Source organism: Pseudomonas sp. TH49 (assembly GCF_016650625.1).
Taxonomy (GTDB): domain Bacteria; phylum Pseudomonadota; class Gammaproteobacteria; order Pseudomonadales; family Pseudomonadaceae; genus Aquipseudomonas; species Aquipseudomonas fluorescens_H.
In genome coordinates this window covers 2,378,792-2,393,176 of the sequence record NZ_JAEKFL010000002.1, presented here as the reverse complement: position 1 = coordinate 2,393,176, position 14,385 = coordinate 2,378,792, and the positions used below count along the sequence as shown (strand labels likewise).

The 14,385-nt window shown below is 51.6% G+C and carries 12 protein-coding genes, 1 tRNA gene and 3 pseudogenes; 6 read left to right on the top strand and 10 right to left on the bottom strand.

All coding sequences use genetic code 11. The features are described from left to right. Positions 1-76: 76 nt before the first annotated feature. The gene (locus tag JFU48_RS27790; RefSeq protein WP_103521258.1) at positions 77-766 is read right to left on the bottom strand and encodes a crotonase/enoyl-CoA hydratase family protein; all 690 of its coding nucleotides are present in this window, start codon (positions 764-766) and stop codon (positions 77-79) included. Positions 767-1,073: 307 nt separating this feature from the next. Here JFU48_RS27790 and JFU48_RS27785 point away from each other — a divergent pair. Beyond that, a tRNA-Ser gene (locus JFU48_RS27785) sits at positions 1,074-1,163 on the top strand. A 613-nt stretch (positions 1,164-1,776) separates the two neighbouring features. Here JFU48_RS27785 and JFU48_RS27780 read toward each other — a convergent pair. The 5 genes and pseudogenes from JFU48_RS27780 to JFU48_RS27760 form a co-directional block, all read right to left on the bottom strand. Beyond that, entirely contained in the window at positions 1,777-2,700 is a 924-nt protein-coding gene (locus JFU48_RS27780; RefSeq protein ID WP_201138302.1) for a hypothetical protein, read from the bottom strand. A gap of 674 nt (positions 2,701-3,374) precedes the next feature. Further along, positions 3,375-4,304, bottom strand: coding sequence for a hypothetical protein (locus JFU48_RS27775; RefSeq protein ID WP_201138301.1), 930 nt, complete (start codon positions 4,302-4,304; stop codon positions 3,375-3,377). A 236-nt stretch (positions 4,305-4,540) separates the two neighbouring features. Continuing rightward, positions 4,541-5,742: pseudogene (locus JFU48_RS27770) on the bottom strand (Arm DNA-binding domain-containing protein). Next, positions 5,720-6,004, bottom strand: a pseudogene (locus JFU48_RS27765) (YmfL family putative regulatory protein); the annotation flags it as partial. The pseudogenes JFU48_RS27770 and JFU48_RS27765, both read right to left, overlap by 23 nt. A gap of 29 nt (positions 6,005-6,033) precedes the next feature. Then, positions 6,034-6,246, bottom strand: a complete 213-nt coding sequence (locus JFU48_RS27760) for a DNA-binding protein (protein ID WP_150694802.1) — start codon at positions 6,244-6,246, stop codon at positions 6,034-6,036. 84 nt (positions 6,247-6,330) lie between these two features. Between JFU48_RS27760 and JFU48_RS27755 the strand changes: the two genes are divergently transcribed. The 3 genes from JFU48_RS27755 to JFU48_RS27745 all read left to right on the top strand — a co-directional run bounded on the left by JFU48_RS27755 (position 6,331) and on the right by JFU48_RS27745 (position 8,536). After that, positions 6,331-6,678: a helix-turn-helix domain-containing protein gene (locus tag JFU48_RS27755; protein WP_201138300.1), complete on the top strand. Its 348-nt coding sequence runs from the start codon at positions 6,331-6,333 to the stop codon at positions 6,676-6,678. An 87-nt stretch (positions 6,679-6,765) separates the two neighbouring features. After that, entirely contained in the window at positions 6,766-7,545 is a 780-nt protein-coding gene (locus tag JFU48_RS27750; RefSeq protein ID WP_201138299.1) for a zinc ribbon domain-containing protein, read from the top strand. Positions 7,546-8,080: 535 nt separating this feature from the next. Further along, positions 8,081-8,536, top strand: a complete 456-nt coding sequence (locus JFU48_RS27745) for a hypothetical protein (protein WP_201138298.1) — start codon at positions 8,081-8,083, stop codon at positions 8,534-8,536. On the opposite strand, the gene JFU48_RS27740 is transcribed toward JFU48_RS27745, so the two are convergent. Next, entirely contained in the window at positions 8,455-9,837 is a 1,383-nt protein-coding gene (locus tag JFU48_RS27740) for a phage late control D family protein (protein WP_342216067.1), read from the bottom strand. The two genes, JFU48_RS27745 and JFU48_RS27740, sit on opposite strands and share 82 nt — an antisense overlap. Before the next feature lie 11 nt (positions 9,838-9,848). Between JFU48_RS27740 and JFU48_RS27735 the strand changes: the two are divergent. Continuing rightward, positions 9,849-10,886: pseudogene (locus JFU48_RS27735) on the top strand (phage terminase large subunit family protein); the annotation flags it as partial. An 11-nt stretch (positions 10,887-10,897) separates the two neighbouring features. Next, entirely contained in the window at positions 10,898-11,908 is a 1,011-nt protein-coding gene (locus JFU48_RS27730) for a phage portal protein (protein ID WP_201138547.1), read from the top strand. Positions 11,909-11,919: 11 nt separating this feature from the next. On the opposite strand, the gene JFU48_RS27725 is transcribed toward JFU48_RS27730, so the two are convergent. The 3 genes from JFU48_RS27725 to JFU48_RS27715 form a co-directional block, all read right to left on the bottom strand. Continuing rightward, positions 11,920-12,420 carry a hypothetical protein gene (locus JFU48_RS27725; RefSeq protein WP_201138297.1) on the bottom strand — a complete coding sequence of 167 codons (501 nt, stop codon included), beginning with the start codon at positions 12,418-12,420 and terminating at the stop codon, positions 11,920-11,922. Positions 12,421-12,433: 13 nt separating this feature from the next. Beyond that, positions 12,434-12,781, bottom strand: coding sequence for a hypothetical protein (locus JFU48_RS27720; protein ID WP_201138296.1), 348 nt, complete (start codon positions 12,779-12,781; stop codon positions 12,434-12,436). Positions 12,782-13,073: 292 nt separating this feature from the next. Beyond that, entirely contained in the window at positions 13,074-13,823 is a 750-nt protein-coding gene (locus JFU48_RS27715) for a TIGR04255 family protein (protein WP_201138295.1), read from the bottom strand. Positions 13,824-14,385 lie beyond the last annotated feature (562 nt).

Sequence of the window (14,385 nt, the reverse complement as noted above, 5' to 3'; positions counted from 1 at the left end):
GCGGATGATCAACCGAACACGCAAGAAAAAGCCCGACACGACGGTCGGGCTTTTCTTCGGCTCGGGAAGCGTGGGCTCAGCCGAGGTGCTCCTGATCCTGGATGATCGCGTTGTCGAGGGCTTCAAGCAGCGCCTTGCGCACTTTGAGCTTGGTGTTCTTGTGCGCGTTCATGTTGATTTTCTTCAACTGACGCGCCGCCGCCAGCGCAGCGCCTTGCAGCTCTTCGGCAGACACCACCTTGTCGAGGAAGCCGGCATCCACTGCGCTCTTGGGATCAAACATCTCGCCGTTGATCACCGAGCGGTGGAACGCCGAACGGCGTAGGCGATCACGCGCCAGTTCGATGCCGGCGTGGTGCATGGTCATACCGATCTGCACTTCGTTCAGACCGATGCTGAACGGGCCGTCGACACCAATGCGGTAGTCGGCGGACAACAGAATGAATGCGCCCTTGGCAACGGCATGGCCCGGGCAGGCCACGATCACCGGGAACGGGTGGGAGAGCAGGCGACGGGCGAGGGTCGAACCAGCAGTTACCAGTGCCACGGCTTCTTTAGGGCCGGCGGTCATCACCTTCAAGTCATAGCCGCCAGACAGAATCCCCGGCTGACCGGTAATGATCACAATGGCACGATCAGTCACCGCCTGATCCAGCGCCGCGTTGAACGCTGCAATCACGTCCGGGGAAATGGCATTGACCTTGCCGTTGTTCAAGGTCAGGGTCGCGATACCGTCTTCGAGGTGGTAGGCAATCAACTCACTCATGACGCTATTCCTTGTAAGAAAGATGGGCAGACGTTACCCACCGCCGTAGGCCAGGTAAAGCGCTGTGACTGACTCGCTGGTCACCCTTGACCGCCCGATGCGCCGCAGCGCACCACATGGCTGACACCTTTGCGTCTATATAGAAGGGCCGCGCCCACCGAAGATTGGCCGGATCGCCATGGCCGATTGCTGACGGAAACGACTTTTTCTCTTAACCGCATGAAAATTCTGAAAAAAAGTTTGCCATCAGAAAAGCTTTCGACTACATTAGCGCGCCTCGACAGACAGAACATGTTTGAAGAGATACGGTGAAGTGTCCGAGTGGCTTAAGGAGCACGCCTGGAAAGTGTGTATACAGGAAACTGTATCGAGAGTTCGAATCTCTCCTTCACCGCCAAATTTGAAACGACTAAACCCCTGAAAACGTTAAAGTTTTCAGGGGTTTTGTGTTTTTAGAGGGTCAAAAAAGGTTCATATGGGAACATCTATGGGAACACTGGCTGCTGGATTGCCTGCGTTCTAACCCCGTTACGGGGCTTGGTTACCGCCAAGTGGCTGCAAGCCAGGGCGTGTTGCGTCATGCCGATGACTCTGGGTCGTCCTCACTTATCCACATGCCGTAATGCTGTCAGATCATGTTCGTGCTGGTGTGGCCCATCTGCTCAGCATCCAATTTAGTAAAATGACCTCCTTGGCAGGTAGTTAAATAATATCGGTGCTCCGTTTGAGGCTAGCGCTGTGAGCGAACTACAGGAGCGGAGGCGAGAGGCAGCTTGCGAATGGCTGCTACGAGATGTTCTCCGCTTTGTATACACTCAGGAATACGATTTAGCTCCTAAGAGCCTATCCAATTTTTGCTTTTTTCTGATGTTGTTTTCGCTGTCGCTCGATTATTCACCGAGAGGGTAGGCTCGGGCAAGGCAGAGCTTATGCACGAACTTGAGCAATAAGAGTCAGAAACCCATCCGCGCCGCCCACCAGTCTTCAATTCTATTCTTTCTTAGCTTGTTCTATAGTGTCGGTCTTATTGTTTCTGAACTTTGATCTTTGAGGTTTTGCACAAGTTTTTTATTTCTGACGCATTCATCAACGATAAAATGGTATTTGTTCTTTTCATTTTTTATTGCCCTAATGAAAAGCTTGTCTGACAGGATGGCGATTCTAACATTTTCCTGAGGGTTTATGCCGCACGACTCTCCACGGACGTTGAAGGTTGCGGTAATGAATTCTGCTGATATATCTCTAAAGGCTTCAAGTAGCGGTTTGGCTTGAGACACAGGGGAGAAGTAAAAGACTAGTGTTACTAGGTTTGTTATTATCGTTAAGTCGAAAATAAATCTGCTTGTTGAGAATATTGATGGGTAACCATTTGATGTCTCAACTTTTTTCATGTTAAGAATATAAGCCAATTTATCTCTGCGCGAATCACAGAATGACTTGATTAAGTAGTATGCTAGAATTATTGCGCAGAAGATACTGGTGGATATTAATGCAAGAATTACAATGACGCATATCTTAAGTAGAGCTTGTGCTGTTGGTAGGTCTCCAGCTTTTACTGCTGTAATTGATGTGATCGTCCCGTCAACATAAATGCTCGCCAAGTAACTAAGTGTTATTCCGGTGGCGCTCGCAAACCATGCGATAAATTTTGCGTTTTTTATAACGTAGGTTCTAATTTTTTCGTCGAGATAAATGGCTAATATGAGTGCTGGAATCTGAATTGCTATAATTAAAAGGCTGTTTTTTGATGTGAGCAATACGTGCGCAGTCTGACTGACCAATGCAAGAAATAATACATATCCAGCGTAATCGTATTTTGTAAGGCCTTGCCAGAATGTATTGGTGTACTCCCATCTGTTTTCCTTTTTATGAGCGGCTCGGCCTAATAGTATTGGCATTATTACGTATATGGATAGTAGTAGCGTGATTAGCATTTTTTGTACCAAGGTTTTTTAAGTGTGTCGTCATGACAAGGCATAACTTTAATTTTTATAGCGTTCTAATCTCTCCTTCACTGCCAAATTTAAAACGACTAAACCACTGAAAACGTTAGAGTTTTCAGGGGGGGGTGTGTTAAGAGGGGCAAAAAATGCCCATATGGGAACATCCATGGGAGGACAGGCTGCTGGAGTGCTTACGCTCTAACGCCGTTACGGGGCTTCGTTATCACCCGGTGGATGCAAGCCCAATGCGTGTTGAAGCACGTAGCTAATGTCCGTGCCGTCTTCGTCGATCCGAATGCTTTAGTGCTATCAGCTCATGTTCGCGCTGGTGCGGCCGCCTGCTCTGCGGTCCAGTCAAGCGAGGCCGCTCCGGTGGGAAGCAACTGTCTGGCGTTGGTGTGGCAGCATTGGCTAGGATCACAAATAAAGAACGCAAGCAGCTCTCAGGTGTTTTTTGAGGCACCTATCTCTCGCGACTAAGCCGCTGACGTGTGGCTGGCTGCTCATGGTGTTCAGGATTTCGGAGTGGAGCCTGTGCTTGCGGACTGTCTTTCTGTCTAGGTCGACGATATCTATTGTGTCCATGGACTTGCGCCTGTTAGAAGCGTCAAGCCTACGCAGATCGTGTCGAACGTATTGTTATAACCGTCAAGGTACGTAATTGCTCAAAGCTTATATGAAGGACGTTTACTCCAAATTGATTTCGCGGTATCCGTGATTTCCACAAAGGACTTTGCAAAGTCCGCGGGATCCATTTCTCCAAGTTTGTAAGCTTCTATTTGACCTCCGTACGGATAGTCTAGGAGTATCTGGTTGTTAATCGCTTTAATTTTTGTATCTTGGTGTTGGAATATTCTTGTGTCTTTTAGGTATTCTTTAATTTTTGTTATGAGTTTTTCGTGTGAGACGCTGTTGTTTGTAATTTCTGAGGTGTGAGGTGTGTTTTTGTTGGGGGAGCTATAGTTTTTCTGTGAGTAATAGCCAAGGCTGGAGTCTAAGTACTCTTTGTACTTTTCGTTTTCGTTGTTTAGATGTGTAATTTCACTACGCTGAAGCGCAGTCATGGTTTCAAGTTCTTGAATTTTCGCAGCCAGGTCTTTTTCTCGAGGGATAATTGCATTCGATTCTTCCGTCAGCTGATGTACTGATAATTTTAGTATTTCAATTTCGCTGTCTTTTCTTTTTGTTTGCTCTTCAAATTCTATTTGTATTTGGACGGCGGCCTTTCTGATCTTTCTTGCTTCATCTCGGGTGATCGGCGTTTCATCATCAATCTTTTGTTGGATTTCCTTTAATTTCTTTCTATTGGTCCGAGATATTTCATAAATTTTGGCTGCTGGGTACGGGTAAACTAAAATTATTGCAAGGGTTGCCAAAAGAGGAAAAAAGACTCCTTTTAGCATGTGGTCTTGAACTGAGGAGAAAAGATTGAACTCGATATAGGTTATCTTCTCTGGTGCTGTAAGAGATGAGAATAATATCAATATCAATTTGTAGTTTATCAAACACCATGAAATAAGAAATGATCCTAGGAGTGGGCTTGTTACGCGCTCATATAGTTGGGCTTTTATAGTGGTTGTTATGTCGTCTAACATGTTTATTGATTCTTTTCGGTTGTAAGAGGATAGTAGCCTGAGGCTATCATAATTTTCCTAACTCCGTCCGACAAGTACAAAACTCAATTTTAGTTTCTCGGGTATGTCCTGCAAGGCCAAATTTTAAATTACTAGCCACCCTGAAAACGTTAAAGTTTTTTAGGGTGGCAAAATGGTTTGTATGGGGACATCCATGGGAATACGGACTGCTGAATTGCCCGTGTTCGAACCCGGTTTTACGGGGTTTTTTCACCATCTGGTGGCTGAATACTCAAGGCGTGCTGCAGTATCCCAATGACGTCCGGGCCGTCCTCGTTGATCCACATACCGTAGTGCTGACGGATCATGTTCGCGCTGGTGTGGCCCATCTGCTCCGCAATCCAGTCGACCGATGCCACGCCGGTAGTCAGCAACTGACTGGCATAGGTGTGGCGACACTGGCCAGGCCCACGATACCGAACGCCGGCCGCTTTCAAGTGCGCTTTGAAGAACCTGTCCCTCACGACAAAGTCGCTGACGTGTGGCAGGCCGCTCTTGGTGTTGAGGAATACGAAGTGCAGCTTGTGCTTGCGGACTGTCTTGTTGTCCCGCTCGACGACGTCGACCGTGTCCACCGTCTTGAGTTGGTTGATCGCGTCCAGTTTGCGAAGAGCATCCCAGGCGGGTTCCAGCAGACGCACCTTACGCGTAGAGCGCCGGGTTTTCGTCACGCGATAGGCCCCCCGCACCTTGGATCGGCGGAAGGTCACCGTCCCTTGTTTCAGATCGACATCCTCCCAGGCCAGCGCAATGGTCTCCGACACCCGTGGGCCTGCCCAAATCATGAATTGCACCATCAGCAGTTCCTGGGTGCGTTGGTGGGTGTCTCCAGGATCTGCTTGATTTCCGCCCTAGTGAATGGGTCGGGTGCTTCTGGATCGGGAAGGCGTACGAACAGCCCCTCTGTGGGATCGTGCGCGACCTTCTTCCGTGTGCGGTAGAGCCTGAACACCTGGCGCACATTGCTGATGATGTCGCGGATGGTCTTGTTCTTCAGGCGCTTCGACAGCGGCCCCTGAATCCACTCTTGCAGGTCCAGGTGGTCAATCTGGTCGATCTGAATGTCACCCCAACGCGGCCGCACGTGAACCTCAGCCTTGTTCTTGTACCCACGGAAAGAGGTCGCTGCCACGCTGTTGCTCTTGATCGTCAGCCACAGGTTCAGGTAATGCCCAAAGCTGTTCTCGGCGAGCTTGGTCGACTCGGGAAAATGCCGGCGGTAATCGAAGGTACCGGCCTGTATCTCGTATTCGATCACTGTCACCAGACGCTTTGCATGCTCCCGGTTTGCCGGTGTGTTGCCACCGGGCACCAGTTCGCGGCACAGCTCACCATTGAAACGGAAATAGACCCGCACCGAATTGCCACGGGCCTCTGTACAACTCGACGTTGTCCAGATCCGCCGACGCGGTCAGCGGGACAAACATGCCGCCGTATTTGGCTGCGATGTAGTCCGGCAGGAACGTCGTTCCTGCGACCTGTTCGAGACGATGAATGTGGTCGTCGCTCAGCGGTCGGCTGCCGGCGTTTTCATAAGCCTGGTTGTCGAACTTTTTGAGTGGCATTCCCAAGTCAGCAGCGGCGTAGATGCGGCCTCCCTGATAGGCGCCGATCACTGCACTGACTACGTCTTTCCTGTTGGCTAGAACTGGACGTTTCATCTTCTGGTTTCCTCCCTGAGCCAACGGGCTTAGTTTTCAATCACGCCGTCTTTGATACCGAGCAGTACAGCGGCGCGATGAGACTCGCCCCGCAGACATTTCTTCTGTCCGTTCAGCACGGCATACACCGTAGAAGGCGTGAGGTTGTGTTGATCGGCCCAATCCTTGGCAGATAGACCTTGATGCGCGAGGCGCTCGCGGGCGCCTTGGCACGCTTGCTCCGTGGGGTATCCGTTCGGCATAGTCTCGTTTCGTGTGATTTCGTGTGATGACAGGCGAAATATTTCCCATTATTGTGGGAATATCAAATCGCTATGGAGACATTTGTGGGGATTGGTGATCGCCTGAAAGAAGAACGCGAACGGTTGGGCTTCAATCAAACCGATTTCGCAGCGAAGGCTGGTGCCTCAAAAAACAGCCAATACAACTACGAGAAGGGCGAACGTAGCCCCGATGCGACCTATCTAGCCGCAGTGGCTGAGAAGGGAGTCGACGTGTTGTATGTGGTGACCGGTGAGCGCAAGCCCACAACGGTCGAAAGCATCAGTCCCGACACGGCAAAATTTCTTGAGTTCTATCAGCGCGTCACAGACTTGGATCGAGAGGTGCTGCTTCGTATGGTTTCGGCTTTTGCAAAAGCCGCGAGCATTGATGGGAAAAAAGAGAACGACTGACCTGGGCAATGACTGCTCAGGGGTGTAGGCGCAACACGCCGGCCACGATGGCCGGCTTTTTCATGGATATAGAAAGGAGCGGTTCGAATGGCTTTGAAGCCCTGTAAGTCTTGCAAACACAAAGTAGATATTTCAGCGAAGGTTTGCCCCAGCTGTGGCGTTGCCGATCCGGGAGTCACCCTGGGCCAGAAGATCGGCGGGTTTGTCATTCTGGTAATCATCATCGCTGTGACAGTGTCGATGTGCTCTCGGGGTAACAAAGACGAGCCTGTCGAAAAGGTAACGCAGAGCGTTGCGACCAAGGCTTACACGATCACTAAAGACGATTTCCAAGAGGGACGACCTCGTAAAGTTGAAGTCGTCTTACCCAAGCGTGTAAGTGATGCGGAGCTGTCTGAAGTAGCCAAGGCCGTTCGCGGTGATACGAAGTCGAAGCCCAAGACGACATTCATCGGCTTTAGGATCGAAGGCCAAAACGACAAGGCGTACTGGGCTAATGCCAGTTTTGATCCTGACTACAAAAGCTCCCTCATCGGCCTTAGCGCGCAGGACTATCAGAGCCTGCAAACTCTCGACCTGAAGGCTTACCCAGACAAGGTAGGCAGTTGGTTACGGGATGGTGCACTTGGCCATGTGATGGTTCTGTACAAGCGAAACGGCAAATACGCTATCGACTCAATTTTCCCTAACGGTGGGAAAAATACAGAGAGCTATCAGGCGAAGAAACTGCCTGATGGTGGGCTGCGTCTGGATGAGCCTGAAAACAGCTTCGGCGAGTACTACGTGGTCGACGCAAAGGGAAACTTGCAAGGATGGGGTGAGAATGGTGCCTACATGACGCTGCCACCTCGTACGCCAGTGCTGTAAGGCTTAGGCAACTGCTACTTACATTTCCAACGTGGTGCATAGGTCCGGAAGCAGCCATGTGGGAGGCGACACCCATTTACTCCAGCCCCAAATGATTTGGTGGGGCTGTGGCACAGAAAAACGTGCTGAGAATGGGTGACTCCCGGGCGGTTCAGGTGCTGCGAAAAGTGCCCCGCCCATTACAAGGAAATGGAGTACGCATGATGGAAAACCTTACCCCTTTGGAGCACCTCTTTTTGCAGCTTCTGGCGAAGCTGGATGACCAGCAGCGACAGGATGTGCTGAGAATCATGGAGGCGTTTGTGCAGTCATCGAAGTAAGGCTCCGTGCAAAGACGCTCCGGCATTACGCTGGAGCTTCTGCCGAAATCCCCATTCTCTTTTCGTTTAAGAAAATGAAGCGGAAGTCGACAAAGTGACAGTAAGGGGCGTTCCGACGAAGCATTTGTCAAAGAGTTTGTCTGCGTGCTCACGCTGCGCGGATGCTTCTAAAAATGGATTCCCCACAATCAGAACACATGGAAAAGGAAGGATCTGTGAGCGTTGATAACGAAATAAAATCTGCAAAGCGGTTGTGGCGTACTGGACTGATCATCGTGATCGTGAGTTCTGTATTCATCCTGGCCTCGGTTGTGCTTTCACTTTACGACTACGCCGATATCCAAGGATGGGAGCGCCTCAAGGGCTTTCTAAACTCCATCTACAGGGAAACTCAGTTTCCGATTCTGAGCAATATCTGGAGTATTGCAGCTCGCCCGTACTTCTTTGAGCCTCTGAACCTTCACAACCTCTGGTTTTTTGGTGAAGCTGCGATTTGTATGGTCGGCTTGGCGATGATGGGTGTTGCTAACAAAAACCTCAGAGATATTGCCGACGCTGCTTTTAAGGCAAAGCAGCAGCATCGCCAGGATCAGTTCCAGCAGAAAGAGCAGGAAAAGCTGAAGGAACGAGAGAAGGAAAAAGAAAAAGAAAAAGAAAAAGATCTTTCATGACCGCCTGAAGCGTAAGTCCGGTTAATGCCGGGCTTACACTTTTTCTGCTTGCATTCGTTCCATTCCCGATCAACCGCCCGTTTCGCCGTTTTCTCCGTGGCATACAGCCACCGCAATCGTCGTGGCTTACTCTGATCCCCCGCGGTTACTGTCTTTTCTTTCCCGCTTTTTTGGTCGCGGTAATGCGCGATGATTCCCGTGAAGTCTCCCTTGTTCTCCTCCGCCAGATCCTCAACAGTGTCCTCCGGCAGCTTGCTCTCCAGCTCCAGGCTGACGGTGTATCCGTTATCCGCACTAAGCGTGTGCTGCACGTTCCCGCCATACCAAATGATTTCGTCGATCTCAGGTTTCACACCTTCCAGCGTATAGGTCAGCTCAGGTATCAGATCCGATCTGCCCATCGCCAGGGAATAGCTGAGCGTCGCGCTGCCGCGTTGTAGGCGGTTGAACTCGGCCCGAGCGGCGCGCAGGGCAGTCTGTCGATCGCTGTAGGTGTGGCGCAGATCCTTGAGGTTCTCACCGCCGCCGGCGATGGCCTCCTGTTTCTTCGCGCTGTTCACATCGTTAAAATAGGCGCGCACACCGTCGTAGCTGTCGCGGTCTGCTTGCAGGTAGCGGTGCTGGTCGCCGTCGGCGCGGGTAAGCGTTATGTGGGGCAGCTCGGCGCCGCTGGCGGTCTTGCTACCGCCTGCGGGCAGGCACAGCAGGCAACCGGCTTTGACGGTGACCACGGCGTCGAACTCTTCGCCGACGCGGCTGATCAGGTTGGCGTCGGATTCGTTAGCCTGGTCCAGTTGCAGGATGGGCAAGCCGTCGAGCGCGCCGGCGATGGTCGCGGTTAAGCCATTGCCCAGAGCGATGTCACCCAGCACGTCGCCAAGTGTGGTGTTGCTCCAGCTACGTTCGCGCTTGGTCTTCAGACCTTTGCGCAGGTCGGCCGAGCGGGCGCGGATGCTCAGTACGTCGGGGGAGCCGGAGTGTTCGGTTTCATCGACGGTGTAGGTGCCTTTGTCGACCAGTCCGGTATCACTCCAGCCCAACCACAACCGAACCACCGCGCCCTTGGGCGGGATGGCGAGCAGTCCGTCGTGGTCGCTGAGGGTGATGCTCAGTTGATCGGCCTCGATGCCGCGATTGTCGGTGAGGTCGAGGCTCATCAGGCGCGGGCTGATCAGTTGTGCAATGTCGTTGCCGTCGACGGTGATGCGGAACGCCGGCACCGGGTAAGCGGCTTCACGCTTGTAGCGCTCGATGGTCTTGTCCAGAAAACCGGTGACACGGGAGAGGGCGGCATCGATCACAGCAGCGCCCTCAGGGCTACCACGGCAATTTCTACTTCGATGAGTTCTTCTGGACGTTCAAGTTCGAGGAGCTGAACAAGGTCGCCTCGGGCATGGCGATGCACAAGAAGTGGCGCAAGACCTACTTCTCGACGCCGTCGAGCATGGCTCACGAGGCGTACACCTTCTGGACGGGCGAGCGCTTCAACAAGGGCAAGCCGGCTGCGCAGCACACGAAGGTGGATGTGTCCCACGGAACGCTCCAGCAGGGGCGGTTCTGCGAGGATCGATTGTGGCGGCAGATCGTCACGATCCTTGAAGCGGAGCGGGGCGGTTGCGACCTCTTTGACATTGAAGAGCTGCGCCGCGAATACAGTCCCGAGGCGTTCGCCAACCTGCTGATGTGCGAGTTCGTCGACGATGGCGCGAGCATCTTCCCGCTGACCCTGTTGCAGTCGTGCATGGTGGACAGCTGGGTCGAATGGGCAGAGGACTACAAACCCTTCGCCATACGCCCGTTCGGCGATCGTCAGGTCTGGATTGGTTACGACCCGGCCGAGACGGGCGACTGTTCCGGCATGGTGGTGGTCGCGCCACCGCTGGTACCGGGCGGCAAGTTCCGCATCCTCGAACGCCACCAGTTCCGTGGCATGGACTTCGCCGCGCAGGCCGCGTTCATCAAGAGCGTCTGCGATCGCTACTGGGTGACCTACATCGGGATCGACGTCACCGGCCTGGGCAGCGGTGTGGCCCAGCTGGTGCGCCAGTTCTTCCCGGCGGTGACCACCTTCAGCTACTCGCCTGAAGTCAAAACCCGCCTGGTACTCAAGGCCTACGACGTGATCCACAAGGGCCGGCTCGAATTCGATGCCGGCTGGACCGACATGGCCCAGTCGCTGATGGCGATCCGCAAGACCGTCACCGCCGGCGGACGCCAGTACACCTACACCGCCGGCCGCAACGACAACACCGGCCACGCCGACCTGGCTTGGGCGCTCTTTCACGCATTGCATCACGAACCGCTTGAGGGGCAGACGACTGCCAACACCGGGCGTATGGAGATTTATTGATGACTGAACAAATGGCCAACCAGACGTTGCCGGCGACGACACCCGCCACTGGCGCGGGAACTCAGGTGTTTTCCTTCGGTGAGCCGACGCCGGTGCTGGGTGGCCGTGAGGTCTTCGATTACCTGGAGTGCTGGTTTAACGGGCGGTGGTATGAGCCGCCTCTGTCGCTAGACGGGCTGGCCCGGTCGGTGGGGGCGAGTGTGCATCTGCATTCCGGGTTGATGTTCAAGCGCAATTTGTTGAGCAAGACGTTTATCCCGCATCCACTGCTGTCGCGGGCTTCGTTTGAGCAGTTTTCGTTGGACTTCCTGTGCCTGGGCAATGGCTACCTTGAGGGGCGTCGCTCGCGGTTGGGCGGGGTACGCAAATTGGAAACACCGTTGGCCAAGTACATGCGTGTTGGGCCGGAAGGGCAGTTTTACCAGGTGCGGGGGTGGAAGGATGAACACGCCTTTGAAGCGGACAGTATTTTTCACCTGCGGGAGGCGGATCTGCATCAGGAGATTTATGGGCTGCCGGAGTGGATCAGCGCTTTGCAGTCGGCGTTGTTGAATGAGTCGGCGACGTTGTTTCGGCGGAAATATTACGAGAACGGGAGCCATGCCGGGTTCATCTTGTACATGACAGATGCGGCGCAGACGGAGGCGGATATTGATGCGTTGCGTAAGGCACTGAAGGAATCGAAGGGGCCAGGCAATTTTCGGAATTTGTTCGTCTACTCGCCGACCGGCAAGAAGGACGGGATCCAGCTGATCCCCGTCAGCGAGGTCGCGGCGAAGGATGAATTCAACTCGATCAAGAATCAGACGCGGGATGACGTATTGGCCAGTCTGCGGATTCCGCCGCAGTTGATGGGGATCGTTCCGCAGAACGCTGGCGGGTTTGGATCGATTCGGGAGGCAGCGCAGATTTACGCGGCCAATGAGCTGGAGCCGATTCAGACGCGGATGATGCAGTTGAATTATTGGATAGGCGAGGAAGTAATTAAGTTCAAAAACTATGAGCTATTAGGAGATAATTGAAAATAATTATTCTATTGGTCTTGAGTGGTCTCATGCGCTTTGGTAAGTTGCTTTTTTTGTTGGATATAGTCTTCGAGTGCTATTAAATTTTGAAGTACGGGAAGTAGCAGATTTTTAGCTTTCTTGTAGTAGGATCGCCCTTGGGTTGTGTCGGTGCATAGTAAGCTGACATGAGCGAAATTAGCCTTTATGTTTTTTTCGTTATCTTCGCAGACTGGGCTGTGAAAAATATTAAAAGCTTGAATGTCATCGTGTTTTATCGAGGCCGCCTCACCGCAAAGAAAACGCGAAATATGAGGGGATTTTCTTTCCTCGGGATTTTTGGCTGATTGAGATTCTGCCCTTTCTGTTAAAGTCTCAATTGATAATAAATTTTCGGAATCAAGACTGTAGCCTCTATGCTGCAAGTCTTCGGTACTAATGGCTGCAGGAATAACCTTTCCATCAATTATATGCTGCGGGGCGAAATTGAGTCGCAAAAGATGGTGTTGGTGATCAAGTTTATATTCCATTATTTTGTTGTCCTTAAGCTTTTTGAAGATGTTGGAAAACCTTTAATGGTAACTCAGCGTCAATGCTGTAGTTGTCGCCAAAAAACTCTTCCCCGTCCTCCGTTTTTGCATAAAACGAAAAAGACCCATCTCCATAGAACCCTAGGTCCAAAGTTATATGGCTAGTTTCCCAGAAAAAGCTCACCTCGCCATCGGTTGCGGGGCTAATGATAGGTTCAATTATTGACGGGGCGGTGAGTATCCTCAACGCAAATTCCTCCGCCTCGCATATTGACCGTTCATCTGGTTTTCTGGACTCATAGCCAGCCCAGCCATCCGTCAGCTGCTTAAAGCTGGCTAACGTGCTCAGTGCTCGGTGCATGATTCCTCCTTCAAGCATCCCTGCTGATGTGTCAGGAGTATGTACCGTTTTCTCACGGTTGCAAGCGGAGGTTGTCGGGGTGATACGAAGATTCTCCGAGCTATTCGTTGCGATTATGCGAGGTTTCCATCCCCTCACACGAATAGCAGGGCTTCTTGGAGGAAAATCGTACGACACTGGCATCGGTGTGCTACAAAAGAGCAATGCCGGTGATGAGGAAGTAGTAATACTTTGCATTATCCGCACATTCGTGCTTTTGGTGCTAGCTGGAACTCGATGAAGATTGTTTGTATTAATCATAAGAAGGCTCCAACACAGCGAGCCCTCTATCGCTCAGGCAATCAAAAAATATCTTTTTGTTTACAGTGTGCAGTGAAGCTAAGTCTTTGCTTGCGGACGCGATAAAGTCAGTCAAAGATGTAGTCTCGATCTGGCGAATTGAATCGATATCAATCAGTAGCCCGGATCGGGGCTCGCCAGTTTCTAGTATCTGAGCGTCTACTCTGCCAATTATTTGTAACAGATTTATCGCCCCGCTTTCCAATATCTCAGTTTGGAGATTGACTTTTGATAAGTCGATTCCTCTGCCGCCGATAGAGAGTCGGGCATTCAAATAATCAGCCGTGTTTTGCATTAGTTCACTTGGCAATACGTCAGTGTATTTTAGCGAATAACGGATAACCGGCCCAACCAAGTTTATAGAATTGACCGTGTTTAAGGTTTTTAATATCTGCTCCTCAAAAGACGACCATCCAAGGTAAGGGTATAGGCATGAAACTTGGACGGATTTGTCACTGATGGAGATTACATAATTATCTATCTTTAGTCTTATTAGAGGCAAGTACTTTAAATTTGGATCTTCATTCCTAAGTTGCGCTGGTATTTCCGCATGTGGCATGCGTTCGATAGAACCACCTCCCCACTTACTATAAAGATGCCCTGGCAATATGGTCGATAAGGGAATATCAGTTTCAAATCGAATCTCAAAAGCAACATCCACCAAAGGTCCTTTTAGAAGCTTTGTTGGGAGTTTTGAACTCATTGATAGTCTCACTCTATTGCTACGCGTCCCGCGTAGAAAATTCAAATGATCCGGGTGGCCGGAATCTTCCATGCCATCGCCCTGACTCTAGTTCCGAAGAGGTCGAATTGCCACCACGGGCGCGCTGAAGCATACGCAATCGGCACTCAATTGACTATTGTGCAGTACAAGCGGTTGTGAACGTAAATATCTCTTTTTAATGGGGGCGTTAACAATGGAGGCCTTTGATCAATAATGGCGCGCGCAGTCGTCCCCCCACCTCGCCTGCGGGCTAAATGGGTCTTTTTTTCCGCACTCCTGCGATCCGCTGAGTGCAGCCACGGCTGGGCTTTGTGATGGTCAATGAATGACACAAAAAGCCTGCGAATCCCTGCGAAGGGTAGGGCACCCGATGCATTTCCCCTGGCTCGTTTGTTCGTCAGACATGAGGCGCCGTCAGGCGCTGATTTTTAGGAGCGCAGTCGGAAAAGAGTAATGTGGTAACTCGGGTATCGGTAGATCGCTGGAAGCCCCGTATTCATTGGCTTTACTGGATTACTTCAGCAAGTAATTTTGAGTAATG

Excerpts from the sequence above, each read along its gene's own strand:
- JFU48_RS27750 (WP_201138299.1), top strand. The coding sequence starts at position 6,766 with ATGGCTTTGAAGCCCTGTAAGTCTTGCAAACACAAAGTAGATATTTCA.
- JFU48_RS27715 (WP_201138295.1), bottom strand. The coding sequence starts at position 13,823 with ATGAGTTCAAAACTCCCAACAAAGCTTCTAAAAGGACCTTTGGTGGAT.
- JFU48_RS27725 (WP_201138297.1), bottom strand. The coding sequence starts at position 12,420 with ATGGAATATAAACTTGATCACCAACACCATCTTTTGCGACTCAATTTC.
- JFU48_RS27780 (WP_201138302.1), bottom strand. The coding sequence starts at position 2,700 with ATGCTAATCACGCTACTACTATCCATATACGTAATAATGCCAATACTA.
- JFU48_RS27730 (WP_201138547.1), top strand. The coding sequence starts at position 10,898 with ATGGCCAACCAGACGTTGCCGGCGACGACACCCGCCACTGGCGCGGGA.
- JFU48_RS27775 (WP_201138301.1), bottom strand. The coding sequence starts at position 4,304 with ATGTTAGACGACATAACAACCACTATAAAAGCCCAACTATATGAGCGC.
- JFU48_RS27720 (WP_201138296.1), bottom strand. The coding sequence starts at position 12,781 with ATGCACCGAGCACTGAGCACGTTAGCCAGCTTTAAGCAGCTGACGGAT.
- JFU48_RS27760 (WP_150694802.1), bottom strand. The coding sequence starts at position 6,246 with ATGCCGAACGGATACCCCACGGAGCAAGCGTGCCAAGGCGCCCGCGAG.
- JFU48_RS27790 (WP_103521258.1), bottom strand. The coding sequence starts at position 766 with ATGAGTGAGTTGATTGCCTACCACCTCGAAGACGGTATCGCGACCCTG.